This window comes from Brevibacillus sp. HB2.2, from assembly GCF_013284275.1.
Taxonomy (GTDB): Bacteria; Bacillota; Bacilli; order Brevibacillales; family Brevibacillaceae; genus Brevibacillus; species Brevibacillus brevis_D.
The window spans coordinates 48344-70078 of the sequence record NZ_JABSUV010000004.1 but is presented as its reverse complement, the minus strand read 5'-3'; the positions used below and the strand labels follow the sequence as shown (position 1 = coordinate 70078).

Below are 21735 nucleotides of genomic sequence, written 5' to 3'. Positions count from 1 at the left end.
CCCTCCTAATTGCTCCTCCATAGTTCTAGCAATTGTTTTTCTTCATCCTCGGTAATGAGCCGCAAGTTTTCTATGCTCTCGTCAGGATATGTCGTCACTTGTTCTAGCCAATTCACAAAATGCCCGATCATTCGTTTTATGGTGGCATACTCAAACAAATCCACATTGTATCCAAACGAAAACAATACAGAGTGCTCATTCATCACTTCGATTGAAATAGACAAGTCAAATTTGGCAACTTTGATGGCAAGCGTCACAGGCTCAACTTTTCGATTCGGCCATTCCTTTACATTTCGCAGATGAGTATTCATTGTAAAAATCGTTTGAAAAACAGGTGAGTAGCTTGTATTTCGTTCTGGTTGAAGGGCTTCTACTATTTTTTCGAACGGTACGTCCTGATTCTCTTGTCCACGCAATGCTTTTTCCTTGACTTGGGTGACCAATTGCCTGAAGCTCGGCCCTTCTTCTACATTCACCCGGTAAACAAGCGTGTTTACAAAGAACCCGATCAATCCTTCCATTTCTTTGCGATTGCGATTGGCGACCGGACTACCGACCAAAATGTCTGTTTGTCCGGTATAGCGGGAGAGGAAGCCTTGGTAAGCTGCCAGTAAGGTCATGAACAGGGTTGTCCCTTCCTGTCTGCTGAATGCTTTTACTTTCGCTAATAAGGCAGGCTCCACTTGTATATGCTGCATATCCCCTCTATAGCTTTGAATGACTGGCCGTGGATGATCGAATGGCAACTGTAACACGGGAAGGTCACCCGCCAGCTCATTTTTCCAATACACCAGCTGCTCGTTTACTGTCTCATCCGTTAACCAATCCCTCAGCCATACTGCATAATCCCCGTATTGAATAGCCAATGGCGGTAGATCGGCTGGCGTGCCACTGACTGCTTCTTCATAGAAAGCCATCCACTCGTCCAGCAAAATATCCTCTGACCAACCATCGAAAACAATGTGATGAACGGCACACAAAAGAACATACTCAGACTCTTTCTTTTTAATCAGCTCCGCTTCAATCAGCGGCCCTTGACTCAAGTCAAATACGCGCTCAGCATTCCGTTGAATATGATGAGTGACGTTCCTTTCCCCTTCTTCCATAGAGAGATGGCTGAGATCAATGACAGGCAACGATATCGGTTGATAAGGCTTGACGAGCTGTACAGCGGTATCATTTTGTTTTGCGAATACCGTACGAAGCATTTCATGACGTTCAATCAATCGGTTAAAGCCTTTTTCCAATCCGCTAACGTCCCAAGCACCGCTTAAACGCCAGACATACGGAATGTTGTAGACGTTGCTCCCAGGCTCCAGTTGGTCAAAAAACCATAGCCGCTGCTGCCCAAAGGATAGCGGAATCGGTTTCGTCCTATCCACTTGGTGCAATGCGGGCAATTGAGCCGCTTTTCCGCCTAAGCGCAATTCGGATATCCGCTTGGCCAGGCTCTCGATGGTCGGGCATTCGAAAATATCTCGCAGAGGGAGATGCTGACCGAACACTTCTCGTATGCGCGAGGCGACCTGCGTCGCTAATAGAGAATGGCCTCCCAAATCAAAGAACGAATCAGATACGCCAATTTGGTCGATGTGCAAAATGTCGCTCCATATGAGTGATAGTAATTCCTCTGTTGTGTTGCGAGGGGCTGAATAGTGATGGCTTACCGTATGGCTGTCAGGTAGTGGCAAAGCTTTGCGATCCAATTTGCCACTTGATGTGAGCGGCATTTTCTCCACCTGTACAAAATACGAAGGAAGCATGTAAGGTGGCAGCTGTTTCTGCAGAAGGAGCTTATACTCTTCGACCGATGTGGTACCACTGTAATAGGCAATTAACCGTTTATCTCCCGGCTCAAATTCTTGGGCTATCACAGCGACTTCCCCTGCGCCTGGCTGCTTCCTCATGAGCGCTTCAATCTCTCCCAATTCAATTCGATACCCGCGAATCTTCACTTGGTTGTCCAATCGGCCAATATACTCAATATTGCCGTCTGGCATCCACCGCGCATAATCTCCTGTCCTGTACATTTTTTCTGCCGATAAACGACCATATGGATTTGGGATAAAACGCTCTGCTGTCAGCTCGGGCTTTCCTACATACCCTCGAGCAAGCCCTACGCCCCCAATCACCAACTCTCCCATGACGCCAACGGGCTGCAAGTGACATTCTTTGTTCATGATATAAGCCTGCGTATTATCAATCGGTTTCCCAATGGGAATGACCGTACTGTCCGCGTGACAATCATAGTAGGTCACTTCAATGGTCGTTTCCGTCGGACCATACAGATTGTGGAGAGTCGTTTGATTCCGCTGTTGAATCAATTGATGAAAACGTTGAACCTGCTCCGTAGTCAAAGCCTCCCCAGTCGTGTACACGCGCTGTAAGCTTTTGATTTCTTCCGCACAATCGTTGCTTTCCAGATGGTCTAAAAAGATGCTGAGCATTGATGGAACAAAGTGAATATACGTGATCTGGTGTTTGGCGACCGTTTTTACAATCAGCTCCGGGTCTTTTTCAGCATAAGGAGCGAGAAAACATAGCTTGCTTCCGGTGAAAAACCATAAAACTAATTCGGTTACCGAAACATCAAAACAATAGGGAGTTTTTTGCATGATCGTGTCGTGTTCGCCCATAGGATAGCGATGAACCATCCAGTTCATGCGATTGACGACAGAGCGATGTTCAATCATGACGCCTTTTGGTGCTCCCGTCGAGCCTGAGGTGTAGATGACGTAAGCCAAATTTGTCGAGTGAGCAACTGGTTCAAGATTGTCGCATTCTACTTCTTGCTCAGGCATATTCTCACCAAAGTACAGAACCGGACCATTGAAATCGATCGCTGTCCTGAATTTCTCTTGCATGACGACTACTTTCGTATCACTATCCTGAAGAATATAGGACAGTCTTTCTTTCGGTGCCATCGTGTCCATCGGCATATAAGCGCCACCAGCTTTTAAAATGCCAAGGATACCAATCATCATGTCAGGTGAACGTTCCATCATTAACCCGACTAATGTATCCGGTTTCACTCCCAAGTTTCGCAATCTTATTGCCAGGAAGTTGGCACGCTGGTTGATCTGCCGATAAGTCCACTGCTCGTTTTCAAATATGACCGCGATTTGCTCTGGTGTCCGTTCAGCTTGCTCCTCGAAAATTTGATGAATGGTTTTCTGATCCGCAAACGCAACAGAAGTGTCATTCCACTTCTGAAGTATTTGATTCTGCTCAGACACGGTCAACATTGGCATAGAATGGAGCGTCTGGTCACTGTGGGTAAGAACACTTTTCAGCAATTCTATATAGTGCTCAATCATGCGGCGCATGGTAGATTCGTCATACAAATCCGTATTGTATTCCCAATCCAAGCTGATACTCCCGTATTCCTCCTTCGTTAATAGAGAATCGGAGAGCTCGGAGTGGTTCGTCACTACCACGTTAATATCAAATTTTGCCGATCCGTTGCTAATGCCTTCGGTGAGTTGAATATTCAAATCGGATACAGGTAAATGGGTAACTTTCGTGTCTTGAAAGCTAAACATGACCTGGAATACAGGGTTCCGGCTTTGATCGCGCTTCAGTTTTAACGCATCGACTACCTGATCGAATGGAATTTCTTGATTCTCATAGGCTTCCAATGCTGACATTTTGACTGCTTGCAAAACATCCTGAAACGTCATCTGATCGGTAAACTGCGTCCGAATCACAATATTGTTTACAAACATCCCGATCAAGTCTTCGGTGTCTTTCCAGCGCCGATTCGCGATACCCGAACCTACGATAATATCTTCCTGATTCGAATACCGATGCAGCAATGTCTGAAAGGCAGCCATCATGACCATAAATAAGGTCGTATTTGTTTTCATGCAGTAATCACGCAATTGAAGATACAACTCTTCCGGTATTAAATGGGTGAACATGTTCCCGTTAAATGTTTGATTGACCGGGCGTGGTCTGTCGGTTGGCAGTTCCAGAATCCCGTTGGCTCCGTTCAACAGATTCTTCCAGTATGTTAACTGCTTATTCTCCTTGCCTCGTTTAAACATCTCGTTCTGCCACACGCAATAATCTGCGAATTGAATCTGCAATTCCGCGAGTGGAGATGGTTTATTCTCCAGATACGCACTGTACAGCGTAAAAAGTTCTTTCAGGAATTTTCGGAACGACCATCCATCATGAATCAGATGATGCTCTACAAACAGAATGACCGATTCCCTATCAGAGATCTTGTAAACCAGCCATCTAGCCAACGGCAGCTGCGAAATATCGATCGGCTTCTTGATCTCTGCTCGAATCAATCTCTGCACTTCACGTGCACGATCACTCTCAGGTACATGAGAAACATCAATAACGGGCAATTTCACATCGAATGGTTCATAAATGACCTGATACGGCCGCCCATTTTTCTCAAGAAAAACGGTTCGAAATATTTCATGTCTACGTACAATCTCGGTAAAACATTGATTCAAAATGGGGATATCTAGCATCCCTCGCACTTTCATGGTTGCCTGAAAGATATAAGCCAAATTATTGGAGCTTAACTGTTCTAAAAACCACACTCTCTCCTGCGAATAAGAAAGCGGCAAATCTCTGTCTCGTGATGCCCTGCTTATGGCAGGAAACGCATCCATCGAGTATGTATCCTCTGCGGCATTGATGACTGGCATGATGCTTCGGATTGTCGGATATTGAAACAGGGTAGACAACGGGAGTTCTTTTTTGAAGACTGCGCGGATTCTTGCTATAACCTGCGTCCCTAACAGTGAATGTCCGCCTAATTCAAAGAAATTATCCTCTACACCAATCTCCTCATATCCAAACAAATCCTTCCAAATGTCCAAGAGCTGCATTTCCAGTTCTGTTTCCGGTTTTTTAAATTCTGCTGAAATATGCGGTCTGCTATTTCCTACCTCTGGCAGTGACTTTATATCAATTTTTCCGCTGGGCATAAGCGGGAAAACATCCATTTTCACAAAATACGCTGGAACCATATACTCCGGAAGCTGAGCCTTCAAATAATCACGCCATTCCGTTATGCTTCCAGACCCTATCACATAGGCGATAAGCTTGTTATTTTCATAGGAATCCTTTTGGGCCACTATAATGGTTTGCTCAATAGATGGATGAGTGCTTAAAATCGTTTGAATTTCCTCAAGCTCAATCCGGTATCCTCTCACCTTGACCTGATTGTCATTGCGACCAAGATACTCCAGATTACCGTCGGCTGCATACCGAGCCAAATCTCCCGTTCGATACAATCGCGAATCTGCCTCTGGACGATAAGGATTGGCAATGAAACGCTCTTCGGTTAATTCAGGACGGTTTAAATACCCCCTTGCTACACCTGCTCCACCAATATAGAGCTCGCCAGCCACTCCGACGGGTTGGATTTGTAAATGCTCATTGAATACGTACAATTGTGTCTGACAGTTTGGCTTTCCAATGGGGATCAAAGAGCGATGATCCTCAGGCATACATTTGTAGCTGGCAACTTCGACGGTAGTTTCCGTTGGACCATAGGTGTTATATAAGATTGTCCCATGAGGAATAGTCAGTAGATGCGTAAATTTCTGGGCAACTTGAGGTGGAAGCACTTCCCCACCGGCAGTGACATATTTCAGAGAGGATAGGGCAGGGGACATACAATCATTCTCGATATAATCCAAGACTACTTTTAACATGGATGGCACAAACTCAAGATGGGTAATGTTATATCTCTCCACTGCTTTTACCAGCAGGGCAGGGTCTTTCTCTTCGCCGTTAGGGAGGATGTACAAGCTCGCACCTTTCACCATCCACCAATAGAGCTCCCAGACAGACGCATCAAAAGAAATAGACGTTTTCTGCAAGATTCTGTCTGTATTCGTCAGTTCACTACGCTTCTCCAGTGTTTGAAGAAAATTCATGATGGAGCGATGTTCGATCATGACCCCTTTCGGATTGCCAGTCGAGCCCGAAGTATAGATTACATAGGCCAGATCGTTACCATTCACTTGGTTTTCAGGCTTTTCCATGCTTTCACTCGAGATTGTTTCAGAATCATCAGATAAATTAATAGTTTTTATTCCGTCAGGTATTCTCGCGGCAGATGCTTCATCCGCGATGACGATTGGAAATTCTGCATCTTCTATCATATAGCGGAGTCTTTGAACAGGATAAGCAGGGTCCATCGGGACGTAAGCGCCTCCTGCTTTCAACACGCTCAAGATGCTCACGATCATTTCAATGGAGCGCTCCAGGCATATGCCAACGAGCGTCTCACTCGTAACACCTATCTTTCTAAGATGATGGGCCAATTGATTCGAGCGTATATCCAATTCCTTGTAGGTAACTTCCTCTTGCCGGAAAACGAGTGCGATGGCATCTGGATGACGATTAGCTTGGCAATTAAAGGCAGCTAAAATGGTATCAGGAAGCTCAAAAGCCTCGTCACTCCTGCACCACTCGTCTAGCAATTCTCTTTCCTGACTTTTGGAGATCAATCGCAATTGATCGACAGGTGTTTCCCTATTCGTTACAACCTGTTCCATCCAGTTACAAAAGTTCTCCAGCATTCTTCGGATGGTTTCTTGTGTAAACAATCTGGCATTGTAGGTGAAAGATATGCGCAAGACGTCTGCCTCTTCAACATCCACACGCAAATCTACAGTTGACTCGTCGTACTCGATAGAAAGCTTGTCTATCGTGACTACATTTCCGGCTTTTCCGACTCTCAATAAGGTATGAAATAATGGCGTGGCTGCTGAAAGACTTGCGAACATCTGTCCCTTCTCTGCTTTATCCTTGCCCTCGGTTAGTAGCTGTTTAAAATTCATAGCTCCATCAACAAGGACTCGATTTATCCAAAACGCAGAGTCTCTCACCGCACCAATCCGAATATCCTTTTGACCCGTATACCTGTAAAGATAACTGTGATAGGCAGCTAACAGTACAGTAAACAGATCGGCCTTTTCTTGTATCCCCACCTGTATGGCTTGCTTGCTCACCGTATCTGAAAGATCAATCGTTTGAGTCTCGCCCGCATATCCAGTATGGTGATGCCTGGAGATATCTAGCGGAAGCTGTAGCAATGGAGCTTCTCCAGCTAATTCTGACAGCCAATGGTTCTTTTGCTCTTCCATGGACATGGTCATCCTCCCTTTTCGCGTTTGGTAATGATGGGAATCTCCAAAACGAGCGAAGATCCTCACCTGTTCTGATTAATCAACACGACACCTCCCCTCCTCTTAGCAATGTCTGCAAAGGAATCAATGAGTGGCTTCATCGCACAGCATATGAAATAATCAGGCCAGCGTCTGATAATCGGTCTTTGTCAGTGCTGACACGCTTGTGGAGTATGCAATTGGAAGAATACCAAGAATGACAGTTTGATGAATCGACAATTCTAGCCCACGACTGTAATCTCGCCGCGGGGTGACTCTTCTTTTTAGGTGAATTGGAGTTTAGATTTCATGTGGGAGTTGAATGATTAGCGCTTTATACACTAGTTGATTGGATTGCTATGATGGGAGATGGAGTGTAGAGTGAGGATGTTGTTATGTGTAATCAAACCAATGCAGGACACTGCACTTGATCATGAGAAATGGTTCTTTCGAATCAGAGTTGCTAAACTAGCTACTGACTCTATGAAAGGAGGGAAGCTTGTTGAAATGCAAAGGAGTTGTTAGGAAAGAATCGCAGAAAATTAACCATATCAAGTATGAATTGTAATCTTTTTACATTTATAGATATTATATCATGTCAGAATTTTATGTCAAATAGGATCATATTGAGTCGTCTTTGCTCAACCGGAAACTATCATTAGGAAATTTTTGCACATAAAAAATATAAGACATTTCTTCTCCCTTGTGCTAGGTTCGTTTCACAGCTTACCTAACGCCAAGAAAGGAAAAATGTCTCAGACATTTCTAGGAAAAGTTATACACACCTACGCCCAACGACACAGCCAACAAAATACCAAAGTACCACTTCGTAAACCGAAGACTAAACCACGAGCCTTCCCACCATAAGATCCCCAAAAAAATGGCGCCAATCAAGATGCTAGTTGCAAAAGCAAGGAGTGCATTTTCCATATTTTTTCTTCACCTTTTAAACAGAATGGAAAAGAGGCTGCCCTCCACAGTAGATCGAACAGCCCCTTTTCATTTACCAGACCGTAATGTTAATCGTAATAGTCTCGCCGCCGTATTCCACTGTAATGGTTGTTTTACCAGATTCCAGTGCGGTCACGACACCATTTTCTACAGTCGCAATCTCAGGATCTTCCACTGTCCATTCGGCATCCTTGGTAACGATCTCCTCGTATCTATTTTCATAGACCGCGTACAGGACGATCTCTCCAGTATTGTCTGCCTCCAAGCGCAGCGAAGAGCGCGATACTCGCAAATCTTTCACTTTCTTTTCCTCTACGACGAGCACACGATTAGTTACCTTTTTACCGCCGTATTTCGCAGTAATGACAGCCTTCCCGGAAGCCAGCGCTGTCACTTTTCCCTCTTTTGTTACTTCGATGACCTCTTCATTGCTAGAGGACCAAGTTGCTTTCCCTGTCACCTCTTCGGTGTTCTTGTCATTGAAGACGGCTGTCAGCGTTAGCTGCTTCTCCTCATCGATCTCCAGCACCAAATCCTTGAAGGAGGTCGTCAACGAACGAATCGTTTTCGTAGAAACCGTCACCGGAATCTCCAGTTCCTCGCCCATATAGCGAACGATAACGATGTCTTCTCCTTCTTCTTTGCCTGCCGTAATGCGACCCTGCTTGACGGTAACCAACCCGTTTTCCGTGTCGTACTCAACATTTTTGTCTCGCGTGATGTCTTTGCGTTTTTTGCCTTCTACCTTATAAACTCGTAAGGTTGTGGTTACTCTCGGCTTAATCCAGAAGGACGGTTCGTTTGTTTCCAACTGGAAGGTGGGTATTTCCTTAACGGTTACTTCCACCGAAGCGGTTTTGTTCCCGTCTACGGTCGTCACTGTAATCGTCGCAGTTCCAGGAGCTGCTGCCTTGATCTTACCATCCTCATCTACCTCGACGATCTCAGAGTCGCTGCTTTCCCACTTGACCCGTTTGTTGGTGGCATTCGTTGGTTTTACTGTGGCTCGAAGGCTTTCTGTATCGCCAACATGCAATGTTAACTGCTCTTCCTCCAGCTCAACCCCGGTCACCGGCTCTCCTGTTGGTGGATTCGGCACATTTGGCACGTATAGCTCAATGGAATCATCCAGTTCAACGGTGTTTCCTGCCTGGTCGCGAAGCTGGATCAGAACCTTTTTCATTCCATTGCCATACGGCAAGTTCCACGCTACTGTTCCCGTCACTTTTTCCCAGTTGCTCCACTTGCCTTGGTCATTGGAGATACGCATCTCGACATCTCCCAAATTGTCCGAAGCAGTAACATGCAGTCTCACGCTGGTGGAGCTGGTTAGACGATCATCATTGTTGATGACGAACGTTCCTGTTGGTGCTGTTTTATCCAAAGTAAACGTGATCTTGATTTCGTTACCGGAAGCATCTACAACCCGTAGTTCATGCTTACCTTCACTTGTTACCCGGTCGCCACTTGCAAACGGAGCACCGTTCAACGTCGCGGTTCCTTCGTTGAATGTGATTGTTACGTCATCTTTGTAAATGCCTTTGTCCTCGACTCCAGTAACAACAGGCGCATCTGCATCCAGCTCGATCGTATCGGAAACGGTTGTAATGTGCCCTGCCCGGTCTGTGATCTGCATCTCGACAGTCTTGGTTCCATCACCGGACTTCAACTGCCATGCTTTGGTCGCAGTTACTGCCTCCCAATCGCTCCAGTCGTTGTCACCATTTGCGAAGCGAATTTGTACATCACTGGTACTGTCGTTCGCTGTGATAGCGAGCGTAACATCACGAGACTTGGTGGAATTGTCTCCGTTATTGATCGTGATAGATCCAGTCGGCGCCAACACATCCAGTACAATCGTATCACTTAGCTTTGTAACGTTCCCCGCTTTGTCCCGCAGCTTGACATAAACCGTTTTGGTACCGTTTGTGCTGCCATCAGCCAGCTTCCATGCTTTTGACTCCGCAAAACGCTCCCACGTACCCGAATTGTCATCGGCGTTAGAGATCGCCATTTCAATGTCGTTGGTATTGCCTGACGCAGTAAGTTGCAGTGTAACGTCTTCTGTTTTCGCAAATTCGGCTCCGTTATCGATGCTGAGCGTTCCTGCCGGTGGTGTTTTATCCAGCGTGAAACGGATCGTCGTACGATTTTGCGCATCATCCGTGACGACCAGCTCATACGATCCTTCCGCAGTGACGACAGAACCGCTCGTAAACGGATTGCCGTTTAGTAATGCTGTTCCCTCATTGAAGGTAATCGTTACGTCGCTCGCATAGACACCATCCTGGGTGACTCCTGTGACAACTGGTCCAGCGGAATCCAGCGTGATTTGCTTTTGAAGGGCCAAGCGGTTTCCAGCCCGATCTCTTAACTCCAGATAGACTGTTTTGGTTCCATCTCCACCGCTCAGCTCCCATGGAACGTCGCCTTTTGTCGGCGCTGTTTTCCAATCGCTCCACGTCAGGTTGTCATTCGACAAGCGCATTTCCACACCATGAGCATCAGCCGACTCCACATTCAACGTAACCTTGCTCGTGTTGGTATACGACTGACCTTGATTGATCTCAAAAGCCCCCGTAGGGTTGGTCATATCGAGTGTGATCTCATCGGTAAAGCTGGCAATATTCCCCGCTTTGTCCTTTACTTCCATGGAAACCGACTTGGTTCCGTCTCCAGTCAGCAAGGTCCATGCCTTTGTTGTGGTCAGCGTTTCCCAAGAAGTCCAATTGGCTGGATCGCTCGTATCATGGGAAAAGCGCATCTGTAATTCATTGCTGAAATCGGTAACGGCAATTTGTAATGTGGTTGCTAGTGTATTGGTATAATCGGCGTCACCATTGATCTTGAGACTGCCCGACGGCTTCGTTTGATCAATCGAAAATGCAAGCATTGCTGTATTGCCCGCTTCATCCGTGACAATCAGCGTATAAGCGCCATCGTCATTGACGATTTCTCCGTCAGCTATCGTCTTTCCGTTCAAGGTCCCCTTTCCTTCGTTGAAGCTGATCGTCACACTCTGATTGTACAGCTTGTTGTTCTCTACCCCTGTGACTACAGGCGCAACCGTATCGAGTGTAATTGTTGTCTGTAAATCATGAGTGTTGCCAGCTTCATCGATCAACTGTAGATAGACCGTTTTCTGTCCATCCCCATTTGTTAGCTTCCAAGACTTGGCGGTGGCCACATCCTCTAGCGCACTCCAGCTGATGTTATCGTTGGACAGCTTCATTTTCACCTTGCTGGAAACGTCAGTGGCATCGATTTGCAAAATGACATCTTGGTTATTCGTATGAGTGGCTCCGCTATTGATCGCAAGTGTTCCAGTCGGCGCGGTTTTATCCAGGGTAAAGGTTACCGTTGTCGTATTCCCCGCTGTATCCGTCACTACCAGCGTGTACTTGCCCTCCACACTCACCTTTGTGCCACTGACAAAAGGAGTACCATTCAATGTTGCTGTGCCGTCGTCGAAGACAGGTGTGACATCTGCCGTGTAGAAGCTGCCATTCGCTACCCCTGTCACAACAGGTGGCGTTTTGTCCAACACGATGGTACCAGATGTATAATACATATTCCCTGCACCATCACGGAACTTCGCGTAGACTGTTTTTTGTCCGTCTCCACTAGCCAAGTTCCATTCCAGCTTGTTGTTGACAGGAACAGGTATCCAGCTGCCTGTAAAGCTGTTATCATTCGACAACATCACTTCTACCGGGCCGTTTGCATCACTTCCCTGAATGGTAAGCTCTACCTTTTCTGATGTAGTGGCTACGTTCCCATTATTGATCTCGATGGTTCCTGTCGGTGGTGTTATATCCAGCACAATGCTATCCTGCGCTTTCAGGACAGTTCCTGTTCCGTCACGCAGCTCCATGAAGACCGTTTTGGTCCCTTCTCCTGCTTGGAGGCTCCAGGTAACAGGCGTCTCAAACATCTTCCATTCGCTCCAAGGACCGCCTTCCACGTTCGTCAAACGATATTCGGGCTTGGCTGCGTCAGGATCATCATGGGCCATGGTGAGCGTCACATTTGGTGAATTCGTAAACGCAGCACCGCCATTGATGGTAACCGTTGCTGTCGTTGGTGGTTCATCTACATCCGTCACCTGGATGGTCATCGCCTTGGTGAATATATTGCCAGCCGAGTCTGTTGCGGTGATCGGTACAGCGTAAGTCGATTTCGTTTCAAAATCAAACGTTTCTGTCGCCTTCAGTTGATTTCCGTCAACAGTAAATGGCACCGTAGTGTTTTGAATACTGAACGTAACGGTGTCTCCTTGATCAGGATCTACTGCCGAAAGCGTACCAACTACCGCTCCTATTTGATTGTTTTCGGGAATCGAATTGGACGATAAGAGGATATCGGTTGGTGGAGTGTTAGGAGCATACGTGATTTCTAGCTGAGAAGCATAGCTAGCATTTCTTTTGTCGTAGAAAATGATTTGAGGCTGATACAAGACAGGAACAGGTGGTGCTGTTTGTCTTCCTCTTAAAACAAAGGTAGCTTTTTTGTCTGGAATATTACTCATGACAAAGCTGGTTACATCAAACGATTTCCACCCTGTGAAATTAGTGGGAATAAACTCATTTGTTATGATTCTTTCCTGATGCGAGGGCAGCACAGTCGCAAAATCATCTTTCCAATTGTCATCAAACGAGCCCCATAGATCAATGAAAGGCATATCTCCGCCTGTTGCTTCTACCTTATGCACATAAATTTTCAGAACAGCAGACTGAATTTTCCTCTCACTTTTCACGCCGCTCAGGTCAAAACTTAGAGCAGCATTCGCAGCCCCATAATCCCCACCAGAGTCTCGCGCATAGCCGACGATCAGCGTATTGGGAACACCCTGATAATCCAAGCCATCAGGATAGGCACCAAACGCATCCACGAACTTGTCTGCCTCTACTCCAATCTCTAGAAGTTCCGCTGCGTTGGCTTTTTCTTGAATAAGCATAGGTTGGACAATTGCAAACAGCAAAGTAAATACCAACAAACGAGCCATCATTCTTTTCATCAATAACGTTGTCCTCCTTCCTTCTTCATTTCAACTCCCCTACTGTCGACACATTCCCCCAGCAAAACATCTAGGTGAAACAAAAATATGGTAACAACAGTCTTTTGCAAAAAATACTAACTAAAGTTATGTCTTTTCGTGATTGATTTTTTTCAATAAAAAACCCCACCGTACTGTTGCAAGCAAAAGGAACCCCAAAAATGGGGTTCCAATTTAGCGGGTGTTATTTAAGGGTTAGCTCCTTCTCCCATGTCTTTTTATTGCCTTGCTCATTTTGAAAGACCAAGATCAATTTCCCCTTTTCCCCCTTCAACTCATCCTTGTAAAAGAAACCGGTAAACTGTCCATTGCCGCTAATGTAAAAGCCATTCCCACCAGAGATACCCTCTGTGTCGTTTTTGATCGCTTGCTCTATCGTGTTTACGATGTCAGTTTTCTCAGACTTCCACTGCATGCTAGCTAACGAATAGCCGGCAGGTAGCTGTTCAATAAAGAAATCGAAGCTATTCCCCTCGATGGGTTTCGGTTCCTGGTCGACCACGACGAGAATTTCTTTTTCCTGCTGTTCTGTGGCAATGTCTTTTGCAACTTTCTCCGGTTGTTTCTCCGTGTTTTCTTTGTTTTCCTGAGGAGCTTGCTGCGGCACTTGACCAGTCGATTCTGAAGGGACCGGTGTGCCACAAGCACTAGTAACGAGTGATAGAACCAATACAGCCAGTAAGCTTTTCATATTATTCTTTTTCAAATTCATTGTCATTTCCACCTTTGTTTTCATTTTCATCCAACGTGAAGGAAAAAGCGACTCCATTCACGGTATTTTCCGCACCATAATCACTGCCATGCAGATCGAGGATATGTTTACAGATCGCCAAGCCGAGACCCGTGCCGCCAGACTTCCGCCAGCGAGAGCTATCTACTCGATAAAATTGCTCCCATATCCGCGTTAGTTGATCGTCTGGGATGTGCGCTCCTTCATTTTCGATTCGAAATCGGATGCACTCCCGCTCGAGGACCCCGGTAATCCGAATCTCACTTGATGGATTGGCGTGCCGGACTGCATTACCGAGCAAATTCACGATCACTTGCTCAATACGTCTTGGATCTGCCCATACGTTGAACTCTTCAGGTAAGGCAAGCCATAATCGTACCTGCTTGTTTGCCAGCTGTAGTTGAAAGGAAGCGGCTACGCGATCTATTATTTCCGATACGGAACACGATTGTCTACGAAGCAAAATGGCTTTGGCTTCGAATTTGGACAACTCCAGCATATCCATAATGAGCTCGTTCATCTTGTCGACTTCGCTTAAAATGACGTCCATGTATCGCTCCCGCTTTTCATGTGCGACATCATCTTTTAATCCTTCCGCAAAGCCCTTCACAATACCAAGCGGGGTCTTGAGTTCATGAGAGATGTTTGCAATCAATTCTTTGCGAAGCTGCTCCATTTTTTCCTTATGCTCTAAATCCTCGCGAAGAGTGACATTGGCACTTTTCAGATCTTTTAATGTCTGATCCAGCTTACCAGCTAACGTATTCAGATGGCGAGAGAGCTCACCGAATTCATCCCGCGAATGAATCGAAGCAAGTTCTGTGAAGTCCAGATTAGCCATACGTGAAGCGGAATGACTCAACGTAACTAATGGTTGCGTGATGATCTTCGAAAAGACAAAGGACAGCAGCAGTAAGATGACGAGGATGACTGGCGTCGCGTATAGGGAATAGCTGGTCAGCATACTTACCGCATCGCTCACTGGTTGCAACGTCGTCACCGCCAGTATATAATTCGCCCCGCCCTGATAGGAGAATCGATGAATCACGATGGCATAGTTTACACCACTCCACGGATCAGTCCACTTCCGCTGGATGAATGATCCGCTTTTCATCTGTGTAATCTCGTCGGATTGCTGCGTCAGCCATTGTCCGATTTGATCAGCTACGAGAGAATCCTGATAAAAAGGGTTATGTGCCCGCTGCTGACTAGGCAGCATGAGTTCAGAAATAACTGCCGTAACCCGGGTTAGTCCATTTTCGGTCACATTTGTGGATGGACTTTGCCTCGCAATCCGTATCGGCTTCATGATCGTATTCTTCTCATCCATATAGATTCCGTCGATGGTAATCGTGTCTCCAACATGGAGTCCTTCAGGAAGATCGGTGCTTTTCATTTCTTTTAGCGGTAAGGTAATCACTTGATTTTTATTTGCTACTTTCATTTCCAGAAAATAGGGGTCGAGATTCAATTGCCTGAGCTGCTCATCTACGATCGCGATGCTGGCATCTGTGCGATTCATCAATGTACCCACCAGCTTATCCAGCTTGTGCTTGTCGGGAGGGAGTTTGGCGTACTCATCTGGGAAAGATGCCATTGCTTGCGAGAGCTCGCTTACTTTCGCATTTAAATAAAAGCGCTCAAAGAAAAACTTTTCCCCTATCAATATCAAAGCGTAGAGCAAAAAGACAAAAACAAAAGTGGCGGCAAATAATTTTGTCACAACGTTTAGTCGAAGTCGTTTCATCGCTTTGCCTCAAACTTATATCCAAAACGGATCATCGTCTGAATCAGATGCTGCTCTGTATCCAGCTTGGCCCGCAGTTTTTTCACATGGGTATCAACAGTGCGATGGTCGCCAAAGTAGTCCATCCCCCAAACCCCATTCAATATGCTATCTCGGGACAAGACCGTCCCTTCATGCTTGATGAAGAACAGAAGCAGCTCATACTCTTTTGGTGTCAATGAAACCGGGACGCCGGCAATCGTAACAGTGTGAGCTCGTTTGTTTACCGTCAATGCTCCAAACTGAGCGATATCATCTCCCCTCCCGATACTCCCTTCTGCTCTTTTCATCAGAGCTTTGGCACGGGCCACTAATACTTTTGGGCTAAACGGTTTGGTGACATATTCGTCTGCACCGAGCTCGAAACCCATCAACTGGTCATCGTCGTCTACTCTTGCTGTAATGATTATGATGGGAATGTCGGATTGCTGGCGGATTTTTCTGCACACCGACCAGCCATCCATCTCGGGCATCATAATATCTAGCACAACTAAATCGACAGGGTGCAAAGCGAAAAGCTCCATCGCCATTTTACCGTGCTGCGCTTCGTACACTTCCCAAGCTTCTTTTTTAAAATAATCCGATACAAATTCACGTATGAGCTCGTCGTCCTCTACGAGTAACACTTTCCGTTTCATTTCCGCGCTCCTTACTCGTGGTTGTGCATTTATTGCATAGATTACCAATTTATCGTGAAATTTACGAACCTGTATCTCACCGTTACCATTCCTATGACCGCCAACCTTGTTTTTACAAGATGAGTATAGATGGCTGATGTGACCGTTGTGTGTACTTGAGATGGATTTACGAAGAAAAACAAACACCCGAAAATGGCTTAGGCCACTGAAAACATGCAAAACGAGCCTTAGAATCGATTCTAACGGCTCGTTTTCTTTCGTTGGGACTTTTTCAGTGGCCTCCGTATAGGCGGGGGATTTACTGGTCGATCTCACTTTCTCTTAATCTGACGATTGCTTGTGCACGATTTTTTACCTGGAGCTTGCTAAAAATTTGATGCACATGCCCTTTTACCGTCCCCAGTGTGAGATGCAGCTTGTCCGCAATATCCGAATTCGATAACCCTTCACCGATCAGTGACAGCACTTCCGACTCTCTTTCCGTCAATTTTTCCAATGCAGGGGATACCCGAATTTGAATATCAAGCGTAGGAAATTCCTTCTCCACACTTTTGAGCAGCATCGAAAGATAGGCCATCTCTTGCTTGGATACGTTTTTGCTTTTATAGAGTGAATAGAGCATTTTGGCAACGCCAGGGCCTTCATCCAAAAAAGTGCGTACATAGCCTTCTGGCGCGGCTAACGTCACCGCCATGCGCATACACTCCATCGCTTCATGCTGCTGTTTTTGGATCATGTAAGCTTGGCTGAGCAGAAGAAAGGCTTCAATCCGACTCCCGAGCCGATCCTTTATTTCCGCCTCGTGCTTTAAGCTGGTTAGCAGCATAATGGCTGCACTGTCGTTTTTTAAATAGAGGTATACCCGGGCCAACGTCATTCGCTCAAATTCATGCCGGGAAGCGACAATATCTACATTCATTTTCGCATAGGGCTCGACCCATTTTTCTATTTCTTCCCGTCGATTTTCTTCGATCCATAATCGGACGCGGAACGTTTCTACAAAAGACATCCAATGAGGAGGCGCATCATGCTGGCGGCATAGCGAAGTGATTTCCTCCATGGCCAGCCACATCTCGTCGTTACGGTGCTCTGCTTTTCTCCATCGAGCCAACGTCAGATAAACCGGGACCAACACACCGAAGTTCAAAGAGATCGTGCCTAACTGAATCGCACGAGGTACGAAATATTTCAACTGCTCAAAATCATTTTGCTCATAATAAAGCTCGCCCAAAACGATAGAACCGTAGGCCAATATACCAAGACCACTGTGCTTCCAGATCGCCCTTAGTTTTGGATAGTATTCATTCACGTTAGACAAATACCCGCTCATGGCCACACGACTGCGCAGGACGTATGGCTCATCCGAATTAAGTTCAATGCCGACGATGAAGTAGCGGCTGAATTTTGGCTTCATGTGAACGGATTCTTCCATGTATTTGAGGGAAAGGTCTACATTTCCCCGCATCACTTCGATATATCCCCGAAGCACACACATTTCTACGCGGCAGTCGTCATAGCTCCCATGATTGATCCGAGTTGCTTCGTCAGCCAATTGAAGGAGGATTTCTGCCTGATCAATTTCATTGGACACAGCATGCAGCCAGGCAAAAGCAATGCACAGCTCGGGGTTGCTTTCCAACCAGGACGAATCAAAGTATTTCATCCATCTGCGCAGTGTAATATTTTCGTACTGTTTCAACATCCACGGTGCATGTGTTACGATCAAACGGCTCGCCCGGTTCCAATCCTTTCCGAGAAACGCATGCTCAGTCGCCTCCATGATCCACCCGTGACTTTCAAACCAACAGCTTGCAGAGATATGTAGGGCAGGAAGCAGTTCGTTATATGTTTTCCTTACGTGGGAAAGTAGAAGTTCTGCGAACAAATGGTGATAACGATACCACTCATTTACGCCATCCAGCGCGATCACAAATGAATTCGTTCGCTCCAGCATGCGAAGAATGTCGTGAGCGTCCGCCTCTCCGGTAACAGCTGCGCATAGATCGCCTGTCAGACGCGGCAGTATCGACGTTTTCAGCAAAAACATCTGCACCTTTTCTGGAAGTCGTTTCAATACTTCTTCCGTCAAATATTCTCCGACGTACTTGTCGTTACCGGAAAAATGATGAATGACCTTAGACGCTTCGGGCTTTCCTTGCATGGAAAGCGCTGCTAACTGCAAACCGGCTACCCATCCCTCCGTTCGTTTGCTTAGCAGGCCAATGGCTTGTTCTGACAAACTCAGACCCAGTTGCTCGCAGAATAAGCGCCGGCACTCCTCCTCATTGAAGCGAAGAGTGTCTGAGCCCAGTTGCTTTAACTGTTTCCGAACGCGTAGACGGTGTAAGGCAAAAGGAGGTTCCTCCCGCGTAATCAGGACGACATGCATATAGAAGGAAGCATGCTGGATCAGTGTCTGCAATCCTTCATGAATAGAAGGCTCCTTTATGAGGTGGTAATCGTCCAATACCAGATAAAAATCACGTTCAAACCCGGCAATTTCTTCGAGTAACACGGACATCAACTGTTCAGCAGAAGCTGTGTACTGTGGGTGAAGCACCGAGGAAGATTCTTTGCCCACGCCTTCCTGTGCCATATCAATTGCCCTAGCAAAATATCGCCAAAAGCGCACGGGATCATTATCTGATTCATCCAGGGAGATCCAACCGGTCGGTTTGCCGGAATTTTGCGTCCATTGACTGACTGCAGTCGTTTTACCGAAACCGGCTGGCGCACACACGAGAATCAATCTTGCGGCGCCAGCGTCATCGATTTCTTTCCATATCTGATGCCGAAGTAACAAGTCCGAACCATACTTCGGAACATGAAGCTTGGTTGCGATAAGTGGACTGTACGTTAATAAATCCATACGCATCTCCTGCCTAGAAGTAAAATGACATTCATGAAGGAAACATGGAGCGTAGCCTTTCTATTGATGACTGGAAGCGTAATGAGGTTGGCTAACGGGGGAAAATGGGATCATATAATGATAGGAAATATTGCTCAGATTAAAGATACAGCAAAGTCGCTCCTGCGTGGGTATTTTTTTTATGAAAGTCATCTAACCATTCTGTTGATTCGTCTGGCTTCTATCGCAACCTTTTTACTGTACAGCCTTTTATCCTGTTTGAGTTGCAGCACCTTGGCACACTGGTGCGCCTTTCTCAAAACGTTCTTGCTGTAGTTGTTTGTCGCTTTCAACATCTGATTAGCCCAGTGGTACGCTTCTCTAGCCAAAACCTCGTTGCTATCCTTTGCCTTCAAGCTGATATCCAACAAGGTCTCGCTCAAGCTTCTGCCCAAACCTGCACTCCTCCAGGAAGAAAAGAGTTTGAGCTCTGGTTCGCACTGCTTGACGCTCGCAAAAGCTTGGACCCAGTCCTGTTTGAGCAAATGGATTTCGGCGATTTTTAACCAAAGGAATACTTTGTCAAACGAATCTTCCTGCTCCGGGAGATCTAGTGTGAGGTAGTGAAGTGCCTTGTCGTACTCTTCCAATTGTTTTGCCTGATGATACAGCAGAGAATAATTCTTTTTGTCAGAGCCGAGCTGCTCCTCTAGCTTCTCCAGTAATTTTCTGGCTTCTGCCATGTTACCGAAATCACATGCTCTGTCCATTAACGTAATCAAGGACTCATCCTCGGGATTGGCGGGGTAATTCCTCGCCTTGGATTGAAACCATCGCTCCATATGTTCAGCCGAATACATCGTTGCCAGCTCCTCTTTCTTATTCTGAAAGAAAGAGCTGATTCGGTACAGATCATTCTCTTCGATATACGTGATAGCCTCTTCAATCCCAGCCGAAATAATATACTCGGTATCAAAACCATAATAGGTATCAAAATTGCTTAATTTTGCCTGCTCAAAGAGAGGGATATGGCTGACATCCTTATACTTCGCCAACAGGTAAGCCACGATGTCCATCGATTCATGTAATCCCTGATACGGATGGAACTTATGCATCTCAATCTCTTGGCTCATCAAATAGTACAGGAGCTCCTTGTCTGCTTCTGTCACAGTCTGATCGTATTGAAGCTGAACGATCAGTGCGTATCTTTTCAGCCCATTTTTGTCATAACCGTATGCATCCTTACATTTGCTGTATGCAAAAGAGCCCCAAAGGTCTTTGGAATGTTTGATCAATGGCAATTGCTCGGGTATTTGGTGGATTTCCATATGCTATTCTCCTCTCCCCTGCATGGGATATCTGCGTGCCTTGCTTCTCTTTTCCCATTCTAATCGTCTACAATTGACAATACAATTTTCAAAATGGTTAAATGTAATATGTTTACATTTCTTCAGGAGGTGCACAAAATTGGAGCAACAACCACCATCATCATCGGTACCAACAGAGTTTTCTCCGCTTGCCCAGCAGGAGCCACCCAAAAACATGGGAGATTTATCGAAATCGTACGACAGGGCGACGATTTTTTTTATGAGATGGGGAGCCCATGTTCTTGATTATATTCTTCTCGCTTGCTTTCTAACCGGCTTTCTCTCGTTTGGGGTTTCCATCACCAAAGACGTCTACAGTCTCTTTTTCTTCATCTTAGCCGCAATTATCCTATGTTCTTATTATGTACTGTTAGAAGGACTTACCGGATATACGATCGGAAAATTTACGTTCCGCATCATTGCTGTTAATGCAGAAGGAAGACCACCGGGGTTATGGAAATCATTTATCCGTTCCCTCATTCGTCTATTCGAAACAAATGTGTTTCTTCTAGGCGGATTGCCAGCCGGTATCAGTGTGTTGGCTTCCGACAAAAAGCAACGGTTAGGCGACCTGGCAGCGAATACATACGTCGTGAAAGTGAAGGATCTGAACAACGTCAGCAAAAAGCAAACCACCGTACTCGCTATTGTCTTTTCCATCGTAGCCGTTTTATCCATCGTTGGTTTCATTTTTGGAATGATCGATATCGCATCAAGACCGCCTACCGAAGAAATTTTCTATAGCAAGGATAAACAGTTTCAAATATCGGCCCCTTCGGATTGGAGCAAGGATTCAACCCTTCACGATGAACTTGATATAGGAATCTCCAATCGTAGTCGCGAAAAGTATTTATTGGTACTGTCAGAATCGAAACAGGATGTAGACAGTTCATTGACGCTTCAAGAATATGCCCAAGTCATTGAAGCAAACCTTCAAGAGGGAGTAGATAATGTATCCATTGATAAACAGATTCGTACTGTAGTCGACAACCAGGTGGCCATCCAATTCAATGCCAAAGGCGAAGTAGACGGCATTAAGGTCGCTTATATTGTGACATTAGTCGAAACGCCTACACATTTTCATCAAATCATGGCTTGGACAGAAGAAAAAAGATTTGCATCCCTCAAGCAAGAACTGCAAAAGGTCAGCGCAAGTTTTCGCGAGGTAAAATAGTGACAGAACACAGAAGCCACCTTCATCAGGTGGCTTCTTCCTC

At 45.9% G+C, this 21735-nt stretch carries 9 protein-coding genes; 1 reads left to right on the top strand and 8 read right to left on the bottom strand.

All coding sequences use genetic code 11. From position 1 onward, the window contains the following. Positions 1-5 precede the first annotated feature (5 nt). From HP401_RS04020 to HP401_RS03985, 8 genes are all read right to left on the bottom strand, one after another. Positions 6-7127, bottom strand: a complete 7122-nt coding sequence (locus HP401_RS04020; RefSeq protein WP_173604154.1) for an amino acid adenylation domain-containing protein — start codon at positions 7125-7127, stop codon at positions 6-8. Positions 7128-7907: 780 nt separating this feature from the next. Next, on the bottom strand, positions 7908-8072 hold the full coding sequence (locus HP401_RS04015) for a hypothetical protein (protein WP_173604153.1): 165 nt from the start codon (positions 8070-8072) through the stop codon (positions 7908-7910). Positions 8073-8145: 73 nt separating this feature from the next. Continuing rightward, positions 8146-13110, bottom strand: coding sequence for an Ig-like domain-containing protein (locus HP401_RS04010; RefSeq protein WP_173604152.1), 4965 nt, complete (start codon positions 13108-13110; stop codon positions 8146-8148). Positions 13111-13333: 223 nt separating this feature from the next. Further along, positions 13334-13861 (bottom strand): hypothetical protein, encoded by a 528-nt coding sequence (locus HP401_RS04005; protein WP_173604151.1) that lies wholly within the window; start codon positions 13859-13861, stop codon positions 13334-13336. After that, entirely contained in the window at positions 13842-15626 is a 1785-nt protein-coding gene (locus tag HP401_RS04000; protein WP_173604150.1) for a sensor histidine kinase, read from the bottom strand. The genes HP401_RS04005 and HP401_RS04000 overlap by 20 nt, the downstream gene beginning before the upstream one ends. Beyond that, on the bottom strand, positions 15623-16303 hold the full coding sequence (locus HP401_RS03995; protein ID WP_087347770.1) for a response regulator transcription factor: 681 nt from the start codon (positions 16301-16303) through the stop codon (positions 15623-15625). The genes HP401_RS04000 and HP401_RS03995 overlap by 4 nt, the downstream gene beginning before the upstream one ends. Before the next feature lie 298 nt (positions 16304-16601). Continuing rightward, positions 16602-19172: a winged helix-turn-helix domain-containing protein gene (locus HP401_RS03990; RefSeq protein WP_173604149.1), complete on the bottom strand. Its 2571-nt coding sequence runs from the start codon at positions 19170-19172 to the stop codon at positions 16602-16604. Between the two features lie 188 nt (positions 19173-19360). Further along, positions 19361-20479: a hypothetical protein gene (locus HP401_RS03985; protein WP_173604148.1), complete on the bottom strand. Its 1119-nt coding sequence runs from the start codon at positions 20477-20479 to the stop codon at positions 19361-19363. Positions 20480-20618: 139 nt separating this feature from the next. Between HP401_RS03985 and HP401_RS03980 the strand changes: the two genes are divergently transcribed. After that, positions 20619-21692, top strand: a complete 1074-nt coding sequence (locus HP401_RS03980) for an RDD family protein (RefSeq protein ID WP_173604147.1) — start codon at positions 20619-20621, stop codon at positions 21690-21692. Positions 21693-21735 lie beyond the last annotated feature (43 nt).

What these genes read in the sequence shown, in the direction of transcription:
- HP401_RS04005 (WP_173604151.1), bottom strand. Translation starts at nt 13,861, where the DNA reads ATGAATTTGAAAAAGAATAATATGAAAAGCTTACTGGCTGTATTGGTT.
- HP401_RS03990 (WP_173604149.1), bottom strand. Translation starts at nt 19,172, where the DNA reads ATGGATTTATTAACGTACAGTCCACTTATCGCAACCAAGCTTCATGTT.
- HP401_RS04000 (WP_173604150.1), bottom strand. Translation starts at nt 15,626, where the DNA reads ATGAAACGACTTCGACTAAACGTTGTGACAAAATTATTTGCCGCCACT.
- HP401_RS03985 (WP_173604148.1), bottom strand. Translation starts at nt 20,479, where the DNA reads ATGGAAATCCACCAAATACCCGAGCAATTGCCATTGATCAAACATTCC.
- HP401_RS04010 (WP_173604152.1), bottom strand. Translation starts at nt 13,110, where the DNA reads ATGAAAAGAATGATGGCTCGTTTGTTGGTATTTACTTTGCTGTTTGCA.
- HP401_RS04015 (WP_173604153.1), bottom strand. Translation starts at nt 8,072, where the DNA reads ATGGAAAATGCACTCCTTGCTTTTGCAACTAGCATCTTGATTGGCGCC.
- HP401_RS03995 (WP_087347770.1), bottom strand. Translation starts at nt 16,303, where the DNA reads ATGAAACGGAAAGTGTTACTCGTAGAGGACGACGAGCTCATACGTGAA.
- HP401_RS04020 (WP_173604154.1), bottom strand. Translation starts at nt 7,127, where the DNA reads ATGTCCATGGAAGAGCAAAAGAACCATTGGCTGTCAGAATTAGCTGGA.